This window comes from Mesorhizobium loti R88b (assembly GCF_013170845.1).
Classification (GTDB): domain Bacteria; phylum Pseudomonadota; class Alphaproteobacteria; order Rhizobiales; family Rhizobiaceae; genus Mesorhizobium; species Mesorhizobium loti_B.
The window spans coordinates 6,656,531-6,674,410 of sequence record NZ_CP033367.1 but is presented as its reverse complement, the minus strand read 5'-3'; the positions used below and the strand labels follow the sequence as shown (position 1 = coordinate 6,674,410).

Here is a 17,880-nt window from a genome sequence, read left to right as displayed (position 1 = left end):
CAAATCAATCTGCCAAAACTGCACTAATTCCCTTGCGGATCAACTACTTCGAGGGTGCGCTAGGCTCTAATTTCGAATTGGCTGCCCAAATGGCCGTCTGCCCCTTTTTGATTCAAGGCGGCCGGTGGTCTTAGCCCATCCCTGCGGCCTTGCGACACAGAACTGGGTCATCGCAGTTCCGGAAATCTCAATGATCCTTGTCAGCTTTCGCGGCTGCGTCTTCTCGGCGCTTCAGCTGCTTCTTTCCAAGTTGGCGTCCCTCGTGGAGGAATTCGAATGGAAGCGCGTCGAAGACTTCGCTCAGATTTGCGGGATCGTCACGAGCCCAGAGATAGAAAGGATCGACAAGTTCAAGTATGGTCAAAAGCCTGGCCCACTGAAGGGGCTTGGGGGACGAAAGCAGAAGATCACGGTGAGCCATCGCTGTCGTCTCGAGGCGACGTTGACGAAGCGCCATTCGGGCGGCTTGCTGCACAGCGGGCGACGAGTCTCTCGCCAGTCGGTCAAGCCAGGGCAGAGCTTCGCCAGGGGGAACCACAGCCGCTAACTGTGCGGCTGTTTTGCGGTCGGCCGCCGGCAAGGCGCTCGCGAGAGGCGTCACCAACGCCGCCAAAACATTGCCTCCCAAGTGCGCACGCAGTCTGCGCTCGAGCTGGAGGCGCAGCGACGGTTTTGCATGCCGATAACGCTCGATCAACTCGGGGCCGGCCCGATCGGGATTAATTTCAAGCATGAGGTCGCCCGCTACGGCGACCGCATGGCGACTGAGCAGGCGCTGTGCAGCGAAGTAGGCCTCGTCAGGTTCTTCTTTCCGCAGATAGTCGATCGCCGCGATTACATTCCCTCGGTCGAAACCAGAATAGCGATAGCTCGCGCGCACCAACTGTTCTTGGGCCCAGCCGTCGCCGGCCTCGGCAAGCAGCCGCAGCTGACCGCCATCCACCACGAGATGACCATTCGCGCGGGATCGTTGAAGGTACTCCACCACTGCCGCTTTGCCGCTGGGATGTTCGACGAGTGCCGTCAGATACCTCCTTCGCGACGCGGAAGCGCTACCGAGGTCTTGGCTCGACAACCAATCGATCACGGCCTGTCTCGCGCCATCGTCGCCGACCTCGGCCAAATACGTTGCTACGAACTGGGCCTCGTCGTCGATCCGTTCCGCAATCATGTCTCGAGCGATAGGGAGTAGCTCAGGGGTGTAAAAGTGAAGCGCGCGGAACGAAGCCAGAGTCCGGTGCCGAGTCTGCTGCTTTGTCGCTGGCGCCAGATAGATTGCCACCAGAGGCTGCGCCTCCTCGGCCCCCCCGAGGAAGCCGGTGAGAGCAGCCGCTATGTCGAGTGACTCGATGTCGCCCGATGCTAGCAGATCAGCAATGCGAGTACGCAAGCCCGACATGTCGCGATCGATCGAACAGCGCATCCCCACTGCGTTGACGTAAATCGGGGTGCCGGCACGAACCATCGCTTCGAGCTGCTCGTCGCAACAGTGCACGGCCAGTGCTTCCATCCGCACGACCTGATCAAAGGTCTGATTCTCAGGATCACCGGGCGACTTTGCGAGCGCCGCCGCGACCCGGTCATCGTTTGTCCAGCGCGCGGCGATGAACCCGTCCTGGCGACCAAAGACGTTTGGTCGACTGAGTTCAGCAAGGACCAGATCGTCATAACCGGACCCACCGATCATTGCGAGGATACGCTCACACTCATTGCCCGTGTTATCGCGAGTCATCGAGATACGGCCCCGCCGTGCGGCGGCGAACTGCACAAGCTCCTTCTCCAGCTTTGTACCTGAGCGCCTGCGCAGGGCTTCAAACTGCCAGCGCTCGCTAAGGCGCGGCAGGAAATTCAAGGGGTGGTGCAGGCGCCCTTCATGAGCATCGGTGTTCGCATTGCTTTCACTAAACACGCGGAGCTTTTCGGCGAAGGCGTCGAGCACCTCATCAAGGGTCCGCGCATCCATCGCCTCGGGATTGAAGCCATAGTACAAGACGGTATCCGTGAGCGGGTCGTCACCGGCGTGGGCGCGTGCGCGAATTGCGGCCGCAAGACCATCGGGATCCACCGCCGCCAGTTCGTCAAACCACCAGTTCGCCGCCCCCCATCCGTAGCTGTCGGTGCCTTCCGCGATCTGGCGAATTGCCTCGTGCGGTGCAACACGGGCGCGGCTTCGTAAGACGCGAGCATGCGTCCACTCTCCTGAGCTCGGGGCGGCATCCAGCATCGGAAGGAGTGACGCTTCTTGAAAATGACCGATCGCTTCGATAAGCGCGGCGCTGGGAGTTGGCATAAGCGCCACGATACGTTCACGGTGCCTCTCCCAAATTTCGGCGGCGAGGTCGCTATCGACTGTCTTCTCATCCTTGAGCATCCAGAGCAGTTGACTGACCGCGATCTCGTTGGTCTCGGTAGCAAGCTTGGGGTCTAGCCAACCTGGGTTCGCGCTTATGGCTACGTGAAGCGCCTCCGAGCTCAATTGCTGCGCGAAGATTGCCTGCGAGCGGGTGTCGACGTCCGAAGCTAACCTCGCCTGCTCATAGGCGAGAGCGCGTTTGAGATGCTCATCCCAAATGGCGGTCAGCGCGGCTGGCGCTTGCACCAAGCAGGCTGCACGCAGCCCTATGTCCACCGCCACCTCATTTGGAGACGCGACCTGGCGGGCGATCAGGTCGCCAACCGGCCCAGGGTCGGATGCCGCAACGGCCGCGAGGGCGTGCGGGACGTTGCGTAAAATGCCCAAGTCCCGCTCGTCAAACGTACCAAGCGTAAGAACCTCCAGCGCGGATAGTATCGCACCTCCGAGACTGCCGTAGCCGTTCCGCCATTGGTCTTCTGAGTGGGTATCCTCAGGAAGCCGTGCGACATGTTCCTGGATGAGGTCGGCAACGAATTCGGGCTCAGATTGACGCGCGAGCAGCCAAAGCGCGTCGAAATAGACATAGCCGAGACGCGATCCAATCGGTTCTTTCTTCTTTGTCTGGAGCCCGTCGATGGAGGCGAAAAGCGCTTCAGCTTGCTCGGCTGAAAGCTCGTCCTCCTGAATATTGTCCGCCAACGACTCCGCGATCGCCCAGTTCAGCATCCGGTCTGCAGCAAACAGGAAGCGATCGGGCACTGGCCGGCGAAGCAGCCCAACCTGTTCAAGCCTCAGTACCGCGTGATCGTCGAGGTTCACCGCATGGAGGTCAGTGACGCGCCAAGGATAGTAGCCCTTTCCGGTTAGAAGCCGAGCAGCGAGCGACCGCAACGCATATTTGTCGGTTGGATGATCAGACTGCTCACGTGCTCGCAGACTTGCATACTCCCAGTAGGCGCTGAAGAGTTCATATTCAGAAACGCCGGCCCAGGATGCTCGTTTTGGTAGCTGCACGAAGATGCTCGCGTGGACCGGCTTCAGGAGCAACTCGAAGACGTCGTCCGGCATCGTCTCCAACGCTTCTGCAAGGTCGTGGTGCCTCAAAAAGCGGTGTAGATCCGCACTGCGAAAATTGCCGATTTCGATGATCTGGACTCCCTCACGGATCGACCGGATCACGTTTGTGATGCGCGGCTGTGCGGAGACTACGATGCGGACGCCGTATTCATCCCACTTCGATCGAGCCAGCCTCTGCGCGAACTCGCGATCCTGAACATCGTCAATGTAGACGGTTAGCCAGTTACCGTTTTCGTCGCGAAACGCGTCCCCTAGAACCTTTGCGACGACCGCGATCGTCCCGCGGTCCGGATGCGCCGGTTGCCAAATCCGTTCGCTGATACAGTTGACAACGTCTTCAATCTTGGTGGGCGAACGCATCACAATGGCGAGTTCGCCACGCGCGATCTGGTCGAACGCGAGTTGGGCGAGTGTCCAGGTTTTTCCCTGTCCGGATTCACCGGAGAGGATCGCAAAGTTGGAGACCAGTTTGGGAAGTGCTAGACGAGCTTGTTGAGAAGGCACGTAGCCAATCAACTGGGCGTCCTCGTCTACGTGGCGGGCGAGAAGAGCTGGCAAGGACTGAATATGAGCGAGCAGGCGATGGGCCTGCGGATTAATCAGGGTGAGCAGTTCCGCAGGTGTCAGCTTCGCGCCATCGGTTGCGAGCGTCATTAACTGCCCAAGCAGCTGGAAACGCTTGTCACTGGCGACCTCGTCTTTCCTCAGCAGTGGTGTTAGGGCCTTGTCGATTGCATCCTGAGTAACGTCGGCGGCAATGATCTCGATCTCAAATCGGTCGAGCAGGTGTCGCAGCTCGGCATTGACTTTGATAAGACCGGCGGCCTCTGCCAACCGCTGTTCGAACGCGATGGTTGTGAGACGAGCGTTGCCCCAGCGATGCTGTCGCTCCGAGCTTTTACCTCGGGAGGCGATATACGCTTGGAGCGGCGCGAGGCCCTCAGCGTTATTTGTCACGAAGCGAAACTGCTGGTCGGCAGCCAGTTTCACGGCCTTGAGCAGATCTGGAAAGACTTTCGACGCGATTTCACCACTTGTCCATTTGCGACGGCTGGCGCGCATCTTTACCTGCTCGACGATGTCACTCGCACCGCCAACGACCTGATGATCGCTGCCCTCAGCTGGCTCAAGGTGGAGGACCATTTGTGTGCCGTCGGCTAGCGGCGACAGGGTCAGGGTCATGTCCAGACCAAGCTTGATGCTCCGCAGAATCTGAAGGAGGAAGCCGGCGATCGCCCGTCGTCCGGCCGTTTCTGAATCCAGGTTGATGCCGATCAATCCTCCGGTTGATGGCACGAGCTTATTCATATCTTTTTTTCCGGCGGCCGGCCCGACACCTTCTGTCAGCCCAGTGGATGGTCCGCTACCGCGTTGGTTCACCATGGAAATGTCATAGCCGTGAACACCCATCGACCCAATCCCTGCGTCGAAAAATACTAGTGCAATCCGTCAGAAATGACGTTGACAGATATGGCGTTTTAGAAGCTGTCGAGTAGAAGTTGTTTAATGGGGATCGTGCTCTATCGACAATACCGGCAATCTTTGAAGGTTACGCCATTCACTGGCCGATATATGCCCTACAACTGGTCGAGCTTGCCCAACCCCCTGGACGCCCAATGGATGGCGTATTCGTGGATGCTCGACGAATTCGGTCGTGAACTGGCCAATACAGTCAATGGATTTACTAACGACGTTCACAGCCTGACGGCTTGGTCGACTGTTGTCGAGCCGCTGACGCAACAGAGTCAGTTGGAGGCCAACCGCGAATTCATCGACAAGCTTGCAACCACCGCAGTGAACCTTCCCTATGTTGTGAAGGGGCGCTTTGCGTTCGCCGCGGCTCACCTGTGTCACCAGGCGAACATGCTAAAGTTTCCAGCTACTTGGCGCGACGACCTGCCGCTCGACTGCGAGATCTATCCTCACGTTGCTGACAGCTATGGCAAATCGTGGAAAGGCTACAAGCGGCTGAAGCGCGCGCTTGATGCCATTGGCGCACGTGCCTTTCGCGATGGCACCGGGGACTTCCGCCACGCCTACAATCATCGCTTCTCGCCGCGGTTCGTGGTTGGGATGACTCAGTTCGTAACGCGCACCGTCAATGCGTCTACGGGGCGGGTTCGTTACGGATTCGGTGGACGTTGCCCGCTTGATCTTGCCAAGATTGTGAAGCTGCTGGAGCAAGAACAGATGCGCTTCTACGCGGCCTTCGAGAGCTTCCAAGAACTCGTACGCGAACACGAAAGGGCAATCCGGGATCACGTCGAAGCCAAGCTTTGATTTCGCGTTCGACTGTGATGCAGATGTTCTATCCAAGCTTCGACTGCCCTTTCATGCGCGCGCTGCAGATTTTTCGTAGCCCAGTTATTGAACTCATTGGGGATCGAACATGAATATTGCTTGGGGTGCGCGTCTCAGCAGCGAGACTAAGGGCCTCGATGTTATAGGCATCCGAGCACTCGACCAAAATATCGAGGCCTCGCTGACCAATGGGCTCACGACCATCTCAATTCGTGCCCGATACATTTCGGTCCTTCCGTGGGCGATCGGCCAATATTTTGTTCACGAGAGTGCTGGCGGCCGCGTGCGGCATGACAAAGATGCGCTTGCCGTCCACCTAAACCGGGTTCGGTTTCTTGTGCTCGCAGCGACGTTCGTCGATGAGGGTGCCTCACGGATAGGTACCATGGGGTCGGACTTCTATCTCGACGAGATGGCCACCCTTGTCACTGGCAAGACCGTGCGCATGCCCGACGTCGGGAACCTCGCAGTGCTCGCGACGTATTTCGGGCCTGCCAGCGCGCTCGGTTTTGTCGAATCTCGTCCTGGATCAAGTGGCCTGCCATTCGGCCTGTCCGCGCGCGGCACAGCCATGTATCAAGAGCGTAGCAAGGCGCTCGGAAGCTCTCGATTGGTCGATTTGCTACGCGACGGCGGCGACCTCGACTACGACACGGCGCGCGAAGCGGTTTCAGCCTTCTCTCTCGCCAGAATTGCTGATTTTGGCCGCGAGGTGGATCTCTTGCGAGAAGCGTTTGAACAGCCATGGGTGCCGGGGAGCTCAATAGCGGCAAAGCTGGTTGCTCAAGCCTATCAGCGGATGATCGATACACGTTCATGGCTGCATCGAGAACTCGAAGTCGAGCCAGCCAGTGCCAGCGAGCTGATCGCCCGAAACTATGATCGTGCAGTACTCGAGGGTGCGGACGGTATAGAACTTGAGTGGGCGAGCTTCGAGTGGCACCGGCGTGTGCATTTTGCTCTTGAGTTGCTCCTCGCGGCTATGACGAGAACGCTCCTGGACGACGGCAGCATGTCGGTCGCGCAGTTGATCGCCATCTGGTCCTCACACGCTGTTGCTTCTGAGCCGCTCACAGATCACTGGAATTCACCGGTCGACGTCGCGGCACTTACTGTGCAGCCTGGAGCGTTTAGCGGCGGCCTGTTGCGTCCCGCCGACTTTCATCTCGAACCACACATCCAGGCAATCCGCGCCTTCGAAATTCTGGTGACGCAGGCGCGGGACGCACAATCCATCGGCGTCGTTCCAGGCGCAAGCAGCGGGGCGTCGGCGCCCTCTGCACGAGCGATCCAGCTGGTGGCAGCCGGAACTGGCACACTCGGGGCGGTGCTCCGCGCTATCTGCGATGAGTGCGTCGCGCAGCGCCATATCGCCAATACGATGCGAAAGATGGGTAACCATCAGGACTGTTCGCTGCGCTTCTATCCTGAAGGTCCAGTTCTCGTTCCCACGGATATTGACTTCAGCCCCAACTATTCTGGCAGCCGTCTGCAGAATACGATGCGTATCCTTGGCGACATAGGGATGCTCAACATTGGCTCTGGTGGCGTGATCGCCGCAGATGTGGTCGGCTGATGGGTGAGGTCAACGTTCTCCAGCGCTTGGTCGATGCGAGTAAGCGCGCCACGACGGCCGTGGTCCTAACCCACAACATCGACTTCATGTTTGCGCAAGCCATCCTGGTGAACCAGTTGCGCAAGAGCGGCGCACCGCGGCTCACGGTGTTCGCCGATGCAGGCTGTGCCGCCGCATCTTTTAATCGGCAAAGCGTGATCGCTGACCGCGTTGGTCGGTCATACCGTGTAGTCCCGATCGATCTTGGAGTCGGGCGGCGCTTCCATCCCAAAGCAATCTTCCTCGCAGGCGAGGAAGGCACCCGACTTGCTATCGGAAGCGGCAACCTTGGCCATGGGGGATGGAGCAGCAATCGCGAGATCTGGACCTATTTCAACTTTCCAGGTGAAGGCGGACCGGCAATCGCCGCTTTCCGTGACTACCTCGAAAAGGTCTGTGGCATGGCTGGGGCGAGCGACGCCGTGCGTGCGACAGTCCTCGACCCGTTCCGCTCAGAAGCATGGGCAGCCGACCTGCCTGAGCCCGATCGCCTGGTCGAGCTACCTGCGGACACTCCGCTCATGGATCGAATGCTTTCCCAGTTCCAGGAACCCCCAGCCTCGTTCGACATGATGGCCCCTTATTTCGACCCCGAGGGGGCGGCGGTGAACGAACTTGCAGCCCGTCTCGGCGTCCCCATGCGCGTGCTAATCCAGCATGGTAAGGAGGGGCTCTCTTCAAAGGCGGGGGCCAAACTGCCCTCGTCTGCACGTATTGTTGGGATTGCGCCGGGCGCCGGGGAACGGCAAACGATTCACGCCAAGCTTTACGCGGCGCGTTACACCGATCACGTGGTGATACTAGCCGGGAGCGCCAATTGCTCGCGCGCCGCATTGCTGCGTAGTGATAACGGCAACGCCGAGCTAATGGCGATTTCCCATCTTTCTAACGCAGAATACGAAGAGCTTCTTTCGGGCATCCAAATATCGGATAGTCCTCCCGACTTACCAGAAACCGCGCCTAATGCAGATTGGGACGAAATCGAAAATCCTCCGGTGCGAGTGCTTTCAGCCAGCTTCGACGCAGGTTCGTTGGTCGTGCGCTGTGCCTTCGCCGGCGGCGATACCCCGTCCGACATCAGGGTTGTTTTGCATACAGGTTCACTAATTGCAGTCGCTGACGAGACCGGCTCTTTTCGTGTGTCTGTTCCCGGTCCCGGAACCCGCCTTTGGGTCGAAATCGACACGCCTGCTGGCGCGGTCCGCAGCGCTCCGATGTGGATCGACCACGAGGCTGAACTCCGTGTTGGTCGGCCAGAGTTCGACGTTCAAACGAGGCTTGCCGGAAACGAGGGAACGATCAGCTCCGAAGGCCTCATCGACATCTTTACGCTTGTCGTCGAGCACTACAAGAGCCCGGTACCTTGGGCCGGCACGCGAGGCGCGAAGGGCGCTTCGGCGATAGACTACAATCTTGAAGACGTGTTCTCGACTGGGTTTGGCCGGCGCAGCTATGCGCCGGTTTCGGGTGGGGGATACCTCACGACCGACGAATGGAGTCTGATGAATGACTATTTCAGACTCGGCGGGGTCGGCCCGCGCAACGGAGATCCATCAGACAATTCAACCGACAATCCGGACGGGAACCCGCCGGAGCCGAAAGAACCACGGGCACCTGCCAAGCCGCTCGAACCAACGCAAGTCGAGAAACTCGCGCGGCTGATCGATAGAGCTGTGTCATCCATGTCGTCGATGGCATTCCTCGAAAGCAGGCCTCCGCCACGCCTTGCTGCCGACATCCGTACAGTTGCTCTGCTTTTGGGTATCGCGAGACGGCGCGAAGGCATGGACAAGGCGAGAGTCGACAGCGCCAGTGCAAGACTATTTCATGCGTTATTCTTCGGAAACGGAAGCCGCCCGCTTCTTGATCTCTACGTGGAGGCTCATCCAGAGGCACCCGCGCTTATGCAGTCGTCGGACCTGACGGCTGCGATGACGCTCTGGATCGCAGATCTCATCAACAAGCCAGAGGCAGGGACCTGGTTCAATTTTGCCGCGACACGTCTCGCTGCGGCCCATCCATGGCTAACCCTGGGCGATGATGAGGCTATGGACAGCCTCGAGCGACTGTCGGTACATATTGCGGGCCTCGTGGAAGCCCTGCCTGACTTTTGGCTGAGCTGGGTTCAAGGTGGCGCCGCCATCCGAGCATTGATGAAAAATCTGACCGATCCGGATCAACTGCTCGCAACAGTCACCCGTCCGCGCATCTATTCCGGCGAGATTGTTTGGATAGGCAATCAGTTCGCCGTCGCCGAGACGGATTTCGACAGGAAAAGCAACGCGGGCTTCTTCCTGCTAGGGGAAGCCCGGCACGCAAGATATCAGGGAAGTAGGGCAGTTCCGATTCTCGATGTTATCGATGCGGTCGAGCTTCCCGAGGCCGTGAAGCATACCATCAAGCAAATCCTGACACCGGCTAGCCTCTCGTTCCGATAATTCCATACTGTCCTGAACGAGGAGCGGTCTGCCCCGGCCTGTACGATTTTGTCATTTCCCCGGCCGCCGGCGTCAACGGACTGCCGAACTCTACGCGCCCGCCTCAAGAGCCTTTATGAGGGGCTGCCGGAACTGGAATACTCCTTCCACGACCGCGACATCATCGTTACCGCATGCGGCAGCAAAGCGTAACCGGCGGCGGTCGCATCAATTGCAAAATGGCATTTTGGAACAGGATTCTACGCGGGTACGAAATCTCGGCCCGCGCATGGAATAGGGGCCTTTTGGACGAAGATGCGGGAGCAGGATGTCAATTGCCAACTTCCCCGGCCGGTGACCGATCCACAACATACAATTCGTTATTCACCGGCTATCGAGCGAGCGGCCATTCTCTTTGAAAAAAGCACGTCGTATACAATCCTCTGCGTACAGGGGAGGGGCTGATGAGACTAAAGAAAGCGCGAATTACAAACTATCGCAGCGTGAAGGATTCCGGCTCTATTGAGTTGGAGCCCAACAAGACAATCCTCGTTGGGCCGAATGAGGCCGGCAAGTCAGCACTGCTAAAGGCCCTTCAGCAGATCAACCCACCGGCAGGTGTCCCTGGCTTCGACGCTCTCCGTGATTACCCCCGCGGCGACTATAACGACATCACTTCCAAGCGGCTCAAGCCCGAAGACATCAAAGTTGCCGTCGCACATTTCGAACTCGAAGATGACGACAAAAAAGCGATCGAGTCCGAGTTTCACTCGGCCACTTATGTCTGCTGGCGAAACCTGGACAACTCATGGGGGCATGAACTTCAGGGTGTTCCCGAGAAGCCGACCATCGAGGACCTAAAAAAAGACCTCGCCCGCCTTGCAGCGCACGTCGATAGTCGGCAGAAGGACGGCGAACCCCAGCCCAGCAAAGAGCTCGAAGGCATTCTGGCGGGCTACAAGGACAAAAACTATTACATCCAAGGTGAGGTTGCTACGAAGCTGATCGACTGGCTCGAAAAGCACTACCCGCTCGTCGATGAAGACGATGAGAAGGAGGAAGATCGCTACACCAGGCTGCTTGGCCACTGCAAATATGCCGATCGGCTAAAGACCACCCGGACGGCGCTCCGAACGAAGCTGCCGGTGTTCGTCCTGTTCAGCAATTACTTCCGCGTGCGCCCGCTGATCCACCTTGATCACCTCGCGACCCGCGTCGAGCAAAACCTGCTCGACGACGCCCAGTACGATTACGGAAACCAATGTCTCCTCAAGCTCCTAGGCTTCACGGCGCGAGAACTGTCAGACCTCGGTAAGGCGGCCGAACCAGGCGCCAAGGACACGGACGCCCAGAAGAAGTACCGGGACCAGCTCGACAATCGCGCTTACCAGCTGAACGCTGCGAGTGTTCGCCTGACGGATCAAATAGTCAAAGTCTGGAACCCTAACCCGGAGCGGGCGGAAGCCAGCCGCCTTAGGATCACCGCCGACGGTCAATACCTCAAGGTCGTGGTCGAGGATGGCTTGGGCGTTGAGATCGAGCTGGATCAGCGATCGGAGGGTTTCCAGTGGCTGGTCTCGTTCTTCGTGGTCTTTTTCTCCGAGACCGAGGACAAGCATGCGAACGCCATTCTGCTGCTTGACGAGCCGGGCATGAGCCTGCACGCGCTGAAGCAGCGTGATTTCCGCAACACGATTTCCATGCTCTCGGAATCCAACCAAACAGTCTATACGACGCACTCGCCCTTCTTGGTCGGCCCGAATGAGCTCGATCTTGTACGGGTCGTCGAGATGGCGGACCGGAAGGTCGGCACCAAGGTGCACACAACAATCACAGCGGCGGATCCAGCCGCCCTGCTGCCGCTGCAAGAGGCATTGGGCTACGATCTTGCGCAGAGCCTGTTTGCGCAGCAACGCAACCTGATCCTCGAAGGCCTGACCGACTTCTGGTATCTCGAGGCCACATCGGAAATGTTGCGGGTTGGCGGCGTCGCGGATCTTAACGACAAGATCGCCCTGATCTCGGCCAACACCGCGAGCAAGGTCGTCTATTTCGCGACGATCCTGATCGCCCACAATTTGAAGGTCGCGGCTCTTCTCGATTCCGACAACGCCGGCGACCAGGCCGCAAAGCAGGAGGTGCTGGTGCATCGCCTCGGCGCCAAGCGCATTCTCCGGACGATGGACTTCACCGTTCCACCCAGACCGAAGGCCGAGATCGAAGACCTGCTGCGCGACGTGCTAATACCCCTTGCGGCAAAAGAGCTTGGCATCGACGTGACAGCCGAAGCAGCGGCCACGCCGGAAAAGCCCTTGGTCGACCTGCTGTTAGCAAAGGGCGGCGCCAATTTTTCAAAATACAAGCTCGCAAAGGCTTACGTTCGCTGGACCCGTGACCATACCGCCCAGGATCTTAGCCAGGCCGAGCGTGACGCCTGGATCAAACTGATCGGAGCCGTCAATTCAGCATTGAAATAGAAGCTTCCGGCCCTGCCGGCCTTTAGGAGCATCCTAGCGTATGATCTGGCCATTTGTAACAAAGCAGACGGAACCCGCAAAGGCGCAGTCGGCACCAATAGCTTTCAGCACCGCGGATCTGGAATTGGCAGCGGTTGCTGAGAGGGCCGTTGCCGCCTTCGTCGACTACCTTGGTGCCGATACCATGGTTGGCGAAATTAGGGATGTGAAGGTCCTGCCGGGGCCTAAGCAAGCGCTCGTCAACGCCTTCACGCTTGCGTTGGCTCTTGAAGGCGATGCCGAGCGTCGGGATGCTTTGCTCCGTTATGGCCTGTTACTCTCTCATTTCCAGGAAGGTGTCGGCGACAAGCCTGTGCGCCAGATGCCCGATTTCTCTGGGGACGATGAGGCAATCCTGGAGGTAGTTCTCGCCCACAAATCCGAGTTTGACCGGTTTAACCAAGTGTATCCGACGGCTATCGCTGAGGCCAAGCAGATGGCGGAGAAATACCAACGATCCATCGATGCTGCTGTGCGCCGCGGCGGTGCATAGAGGTGCGGGGAGCTAGTCGTAACGCACATTGAACGGTCGCCGACTACTCTGCGCCTTCGTATACTGTTGATTCAACGGCCAGATTGCCGTTTGACAGTTATTCAGTATGTGACACCAGCGCGGGACAGCAAGCAGCATCTCCCGGAAGGCTTTAGGACACTGCGCCTCCCGGTGGCGCTAAAGCGTGTCACATGATGTTCATCATCCGTTCGACCTTAGCGTACGATTTTGAGCAGTTCTTGTTCCGACCCCTAGGAGGACGCTATCGCGAGCCGGACTCTTGCGAAGGAGACCGCGATGCATAAAGAGTTGGATGTCAGGAATGAAAAATAGAACATATTGCATAATTTGATGAAATAGTGCATATTAAAGCCTTGGATACTCCAGAGTCGAGGCTGCGCTATGGAACATTTCGACATCGTTCTCGCCATTGCAAGAATTGCCCTGAGTGGCGACAGCGAGCGGGCAACCCATCAGGTAAAGCGCCTTCGGGAGGCAGTCAGCAAAGCGAAGCCCGATCAGGCCGAGAAGCTGGCGCGACTTCTCAATCGCGACGATCGCAGACACTCGGTGGCGCCAATGTCGTTAGAACAGATGCGCGTCAGCGGATCGTCACCGCCAGTCATTCCGGGTGAGAAACTAGGCCGAAACACACCGTTACCGAACGATCGCGAGACTGCGACGCCGCTTGTTCGGGTAGTTTTTCCCGAGGACAATGTGGGCGCGGAACCCGTGTTGTCGCCGGTTCTCGCGGACGCCCTCGATGGTCTCATTGGCGAGTGGGCTCACACGGAGGAACTCGCTGCTCTAGGCGTACAGCCTAATATGCGCTGTTTGCTGTACGGCAAACCCGGTGTCGGCAAAACCATGCTCGCGCGATACATTGGCGCCAAACTGGGTCTGCCGATCGTTGAGGCTCGACTCGACGGTCTGGTGTCTTCTTTTCTGGGAACCACCGCCAGAAACATCGGCGCGCTTTTCGACTTTGCCGACCGCTATCGTTGCGTCCTATTTCTCGATGAGTTCGATGCCATCGCGAAGGCCCGGGATGATGCCCAGGAGGTTGGTGAGATCAAGCGAGTGGTAAACGCGCTCCTGCAGTGCCTCGACGCTCGCGGCCGGCGCGGTTTTACCCTTGCCGCGACAAATCACGAGCATCTTCTCGATCCAGCGGTGTGGAGGAGATTTGATGGCCGGATTGAGATTCCCTTGCCGGATGCCGATGCTCGAAAGAACCTGCTAGCACGGTTTCTGCCGCCGCTCACTCCGGGTGAGGCAGAGATGAAGATGCTCGTCTGGATGACCGAAGGAATGAGTGGAGCCGATATTGAAACACTTATCAGCGGTGGAAAGCGGTTTCTTGTGATGAAGGAGGCTAGCGGCGCATCTGGCTCGCGGCGCAGGGGGCTTCTAGGCGGGCTACGGCGCCAGGCAACATTGAGCGGTCAGCTGTTCAGTGTTGAACAGCGCGCTTTGCTGTTGGGTAGCAATGAAGAGCTTGCAGCTGCACTGGTTGATAATGGCGGCCTGACGCAAAGAGAGGCAGGGCTATTGGTAGGCGTCTCGCAAAGCACAGTTTCTCGTCGCCGCCGCGACACCGCCAATCCATTGGAGGCGTGATCGCGATGGCTGAGCCCCTTGCACGACCAATCCAAGTATTCCTTGACACGCAGCGGCTGATACAAATTCAGGCAACGGGAACACGCGGTCCCAATCGCGACTTTTTCGCCGGCAACAACTCGGGCTTTCAACGGCACAAGGCGCGCTTGCGCCAACAGCTGTTGCAAGCGAGTTCGGCTCTAAGGACAGAGGCTGATCCGGCGGGTTTCGTCTTGGTTCAAATGCGTGAGGAAGGGTTGGCGAAAAGCTATCGGCCTCTTGGTGCGTTGTTCACCACGCCGAACCGTTTCGCGCTCGTGGGTGGAGCCGCGATTGGTCAAATGTATTTCCAGACAACCCCCGATGCGTTGGACCGGCTAAGTGAGCTGATTGAGCAGCGAGCTGAAGTGCAGCCGCGCCTGAGGGAGAACCCGGAAACTGGCAGGATGGAGGAACGGGTTTCGGCATATCGAAGCGAAGTCGGCGCCATCGACGAAATACGCCTGCCGACCCCAGCAGACAGGCTAGGGTTCTCCGCTCGAGATGCGGTCATGTGGCTCGAGCAAGAAACGATCATCGGCGGCTACGTGGTCGAAATGTTCAGGCCTGATCCCAGAGTGACCCCTCAGGCGGTGGAGGCGATGATTGCTCGATTTCGCGGCCGCCTTAACGAACTTGGTGGCTTGATTGCCGTACCCTTCAGTTCGCGCACCACGAAAGCGACCGCCTCCGCCTTAACGCTCAGCATCGATCTACGGAGTGATGGCCGGCGCGCTATCAGCTTGCCGCTCGTCCCGGATGTGGATGCAGAGCAAACGGAGGGCGTACCCGACCTTGGCCCGCGCGCACCTGACAGGTCACTGGCCCGTCATCAAGCCCTGCTTGACCTCTTGGCTCGAGAACCGCTGGTTCGCCGTGTTGAACTTCCACTACGTCTCGAGTCGGGATCGGCCAGTTCGATTGGGCTCGGAGCCGAAGCCTTAGTCCAGCCACCGGTTGCAAATCAAAGCTATCCTGTGGTTGGTGTCATCGACGCGGGCGTTGCTGCGATCTCCCAACTCGAACCTTGGCGAGCAGGAACGGCGGGTCTGATCTCGCCGGCGGATCGCGATGAGGCGCATGGGTCGTTCATAGCAGGGCTGCTCGCGGGTGGCGGTGGGCTGAACCCAACGATCGCGAACCGTCTGGAGCCAACGCCGTGCCGCTTTTTTGATATTGACGTCTTGCCGCGCCGCGGTCTCCTTGGTCAATATTACCAAACCCCTGACGAATTTTTTGACCAACTCGAAACCCAGATCGAAGTCGCGAAGGCGGAGGGCGTGCGTGTATTCAACATGAGCCTCGGTGCTCCGGGCGTGCGCCAAGGGTTGGGGTACAGTAGCTTCGCCGCCAACCTCGATCGTATAGCGCTAACGCACGACGTGATCTTTTTGGTTTCGGCTGGGAATCTCCGCGGTCGCGATGCCCGGCCTGAATGGTCGGCCACGGCCGAAGATGCGCTCGAAATGTTGGCCACCCGCGCAATCGCGGAGGAGCGTATTACGGCGCCTGGTGAGCATCTTTTCGGCATCACGGTTGGAGCGATCAACGCTCCGAGCGTATTGGGTGCGGTGGCTGACGTTCCAACGACCTATACCCGTCGTGGACCCGGTCCTGGCGGCGCGCGTAAGCCAGAACTTGCTCATATTGGCGGGGTTTCACCGCGAGCTGGAAGTTCTTGCGGTCTTCATTCCATCGGCGTTGACGGCCAGTTGGTCGAAGGTTCTGGTACAAGCTATGCGACCCCGCTCGTCACGGGTTCCCTAGCCGCGCTTGACCACCGGCTGGAAGGTCAGGCTCCACGAGAAACGCTTCTCGCGCTGAGCGTCCACAAGGCCGAAAAGCCGCATATACTATGTGCGAAGCCCTTGCGTACGGTCGCGCGAGATTTTGTCGGGTTTGGCGTGCCACGCCACGCCGATGCATGCTTGTCGGATGATCTGAACAGTATAACTCTGGTATTTGCAGACATATTGCCGCCACGGCGCGAACTGTCTTTTATCTTCACGTGGCCGCGTTCGTTGGTAACGACGGAAGGAAAATGCCGTGGCCGGATCGACGTAACACTGGCTCACACGCCTCCCATCGATGCGGCGTTCGACGCCGAATGCCAACGGGTCCAGCTTGGCGTTGGTCTCCACCAGCTCGAGGAAAAGGAGAACGAAGATGGCGAACTGGTTCCCGATCCGCAACAGCGGCTGAACGCATGCGACAGCCAGCTGCCACAGCATCTCGACTACACTGAGCGCTATCTTCTGGAAAATGGGCTCAAGTGGACGCCGATAAAGCGCTATGAAAAGAACATCCCGAAGGGTTGTGGGACGACAAGCGAGTGGAAGCTGTCACTGAAGGGCTTAACACGCGCCGGAGCTCTGTACCCCGAGGAAGGAGTGCGCTTCGCGGTTCTGATGACCATCGCGGATCCACGCGGCACTGCTCCAGTGTACGAGGAGGTTCGTGCCGAGATATTGCGTCGCGGCCTAAGGCTCGCCGACATCACGGTCGCACAACGACTCCGGACGCGAGGATAGCGCTCGGCTTCGCATTGTGTGTCTGGTAGGTCTGGCGCAGAAGTCGCCGAACTCGAAGGGTGGGGCTCGTGGGCGAAGCCAAAAGAAGAAAGCAGAATGCAGCTCTCGCCTCGACGATGGACGCTGAGCAGGGCGAAAAAGTTCTGAGGCAAGCTTATCAGAACACGTGCCGGGCGTTCGATGTTTATCCAGATAATATTGTCGACGCGCTGATCGCTTCATATGCGGGGCGGAATGCTTCTCTCGATTTGGTGGCTCGAAACAATCCCCAGGGTGTCGTCGCCTTCCGAGCTGGTTGTTCCGCGTGCTGCCACCAGATGGTGCTCTGCAGTCCGTTCGAGATATTCATCCTTGCGCAACTGCTGCTCTCGACGCGCACAGATGATGAACTGGCAAGCATCGAGCGTCGCTTGTCCGAAATATCGAAACTTCCGTTGAACCCTGATGCGAGATATGGGAGCCACGCTACCTGTCCGCTTCTCGTGGACAATCAGTGTTCCGTCTATGATCGCCGGCCGGCCGTCTGCCGTGCGCTGTTTTCGAATTCGAGGGAAAGGTGTGAACAGGCCTTGGCCGGTGGCGCCGGCGACGTCGCATTTCTCGTCCATCCGAAGTTGATTTCGTCTGCGTTGCAGGTCGGCATCGACAGTGCCTTGCACGTGAAACGTGGACTGAACACAGAACTCGCAGAGATGTGCGGCTCGTTGCTTGTAGCTTTGCGGGACTTTGATGCATCCCTCTCTGTTTGGTTGGATGGGGGGATCCATTTTCGGTTTTCCACGCGCAGCGAGACGGTGCACCGTCAAATGCTCAGCTCGTGGAGAACGTCGCGGCTCGACTGGGGCTTTGAGGTCGAACGCCCACCACCTTGACGGAAGGATTGCGGTTTCCGAGATTTTAGAATGCAACCATTCATCGTAGACATTTGGTGCGGAT

General features: G+C 58.5%; 9 protein-coding genes. 8 read left to right on the top strand and 1 reads right to left on the bottom strand.

The features are described 5' to 3' along the window. Positions 1 to 187 precede the first annotated feature (187 nt). Entirely contained in the window at positions 188 to 4,843 is a 4,656-nt protein-coding gene (locus EB235_RS32275; RefSeq protein WP_032925927.1) for a hypothetical protein, read from the bottom strand. Positions 4,844 to 4,939: 96 nt separating this feature from the next. Here EB235_RS32275 and EB235_RS32270 point away from each other — a divergent pair, with 96 nt between their 5' ends. The 8 genes from EB235_RS32270 (at position 4,940) to EB235_RS32235 (ending at position 17,816) form a co-directional block, all read left to right on the top strand. Beyond that, a complete protein-coding gene (locus EB235_RS32270; protein WP_027033393.1) occupies positions 4,940 to 5,713 on the top strand; it encodes a hypothetical protein in 774 nt (257 codons plus the stop codon). Positions 5,714 to 5,822: 109 nt separating this feature from the next. Beyond that, a complete protein-coding gene (locus tag EB235_RS32265) occupies positions 5,823 to 7,310 on the top strand; it encodes a hypothetical protein (protein WP_027033394.1) in 1,488 nt (495 codons plus the stop codon). Beyond that, on the top strand, positions 7,310 to 9,787 hold the full coding sequence (locus EB235_RS32260) for a hypothetical protein (protein WP_027033395.1): 2,478 nt from the start codon (positions 7,310 to 7,312) through the stop codon (positions 9,785 to 9,787). Before EB235_RS32265 ends, EB235_RS32260 begins: the two co-directional genes overlap by 1 nt. A 443-nt stretch (positions 9,788 to 10,230) precedes the next feature. Beyond that, positions 10,231 to 12,243, top strand: a complete 2,013-nt coding sequence (locus tag EB235_RS32255; protein WP_027033396.1) for an AAA family ATPase — start codon at positions 10,231 to 10,233, stop codon at positions 12,241 to 12,243. Positions 12,244 to 12,283: 40 nt separating this feature from the next. Continuing rightward, positions 12,284 to 12,775: a hypothetical protein gene (locus EB235_RS32250; RefSeq protein WP_027033397.1), complete on the top strand. Its 492-nt coding sequence runs from the start codon at positions 12,284 to 12,286 to the stop codon at positions 12,773 to 12,775. 402 nt (positions 12,776 to 13,177) lie between these two features. Beyond that, on the top strand, positions 13,178 to 14,395 hold the full coding sequence (locus EB235_RS32245; protein ID WP_027033398.1) for an AAA family ATPase: 1,218 nt from the start codon (positions 13,178 to 13,180) through the stop codon (positions 14,393 to 14,395). A gap of 5 nt (positions 14,396 to 14,400) precedes the next feature. Continuing rightward, a complete protein-coding gene (locus EB235_RS32240) occupies positions 14,401 to 16,944 on the top strand; it encodes a S8 family peptidase (protein ID WP_051429772.1) in 2,544 nt (847 codons plus the stop codon). Positions 16,945 to 17,012: 68 nt separating this feature from the next. Beyond that, a complete protein-coding gene (locus tag EB235_RS32235; RefSeq protein WP_152536313.1) occupies positions 17,013 to 17,816 on the top strand; it encodes a YkgJ family cysteine cluster protein in 804 nt (267 codons plus the stop codon). Positions 17,817 to 17,880: the final 64 nt, after the last annotated feature.

Excerpts from the sequence above, each read along its gene's own strand:
- EB235_RS32270 (WP_027033393.1), top strand. The coding sequence starts at position 4,940 with ATGGGGATCGTGCTCTATCGACAATACCGGCAATCTTTGAAGGTTACG.
- EB235_RS32260 (WP_027033395.1), top strand. The coding sequence starts at position 7,310 with ATGGGTGAGGTCAACGTTCTCCAGCGCTTGGTCGATGCGAGTAAGCGC.
- EB235_RS32265 (WP_027033394.1), top strand. The coding sequence starts at position 5,823 with ATGAATATTGCTTGGGGTGCGCGTCTCAGCAGCGAGACTAAGGGCCTC.
- EB235_RS32245 (WP_027033398.1), top strand. The coding sequence starts at position 13,178 with ATGGAACATTTCGACATCGTTCTCGCCATTGCAAGAATTGCCCTGAGT.
- EB235_RS32275 (WP_032925927.1), bottom strand. The coding sequence starts at position 4,843 with ATGGGTGTTCACGGCTATGACATTTCCATGGTGAACCAACGCGGTAGC.
- EB235_RS32250 (WP_027033397.1), top strand. The coding sequence starts at position 12,284 with ATGATCTGGCCATTTGTAACAAAGCAGACGGAACCCGCAAAGGCGCAG.
- EB235_RS32255 (WP_027033396.1), top strand. The coding sequence starts at position 10,231 with ATGAGACTAAAGAAAGCGCGAATTACAAACTATCGCAGCGTGAAGGAT.
- EB235_RS32240 (WP_051429772.1), top strand. The coding sequence starts at position 14,401 with ATGGCTGAGCCCCTTGCACGACCAATCCAAGTATTCCTTGACACGCAG.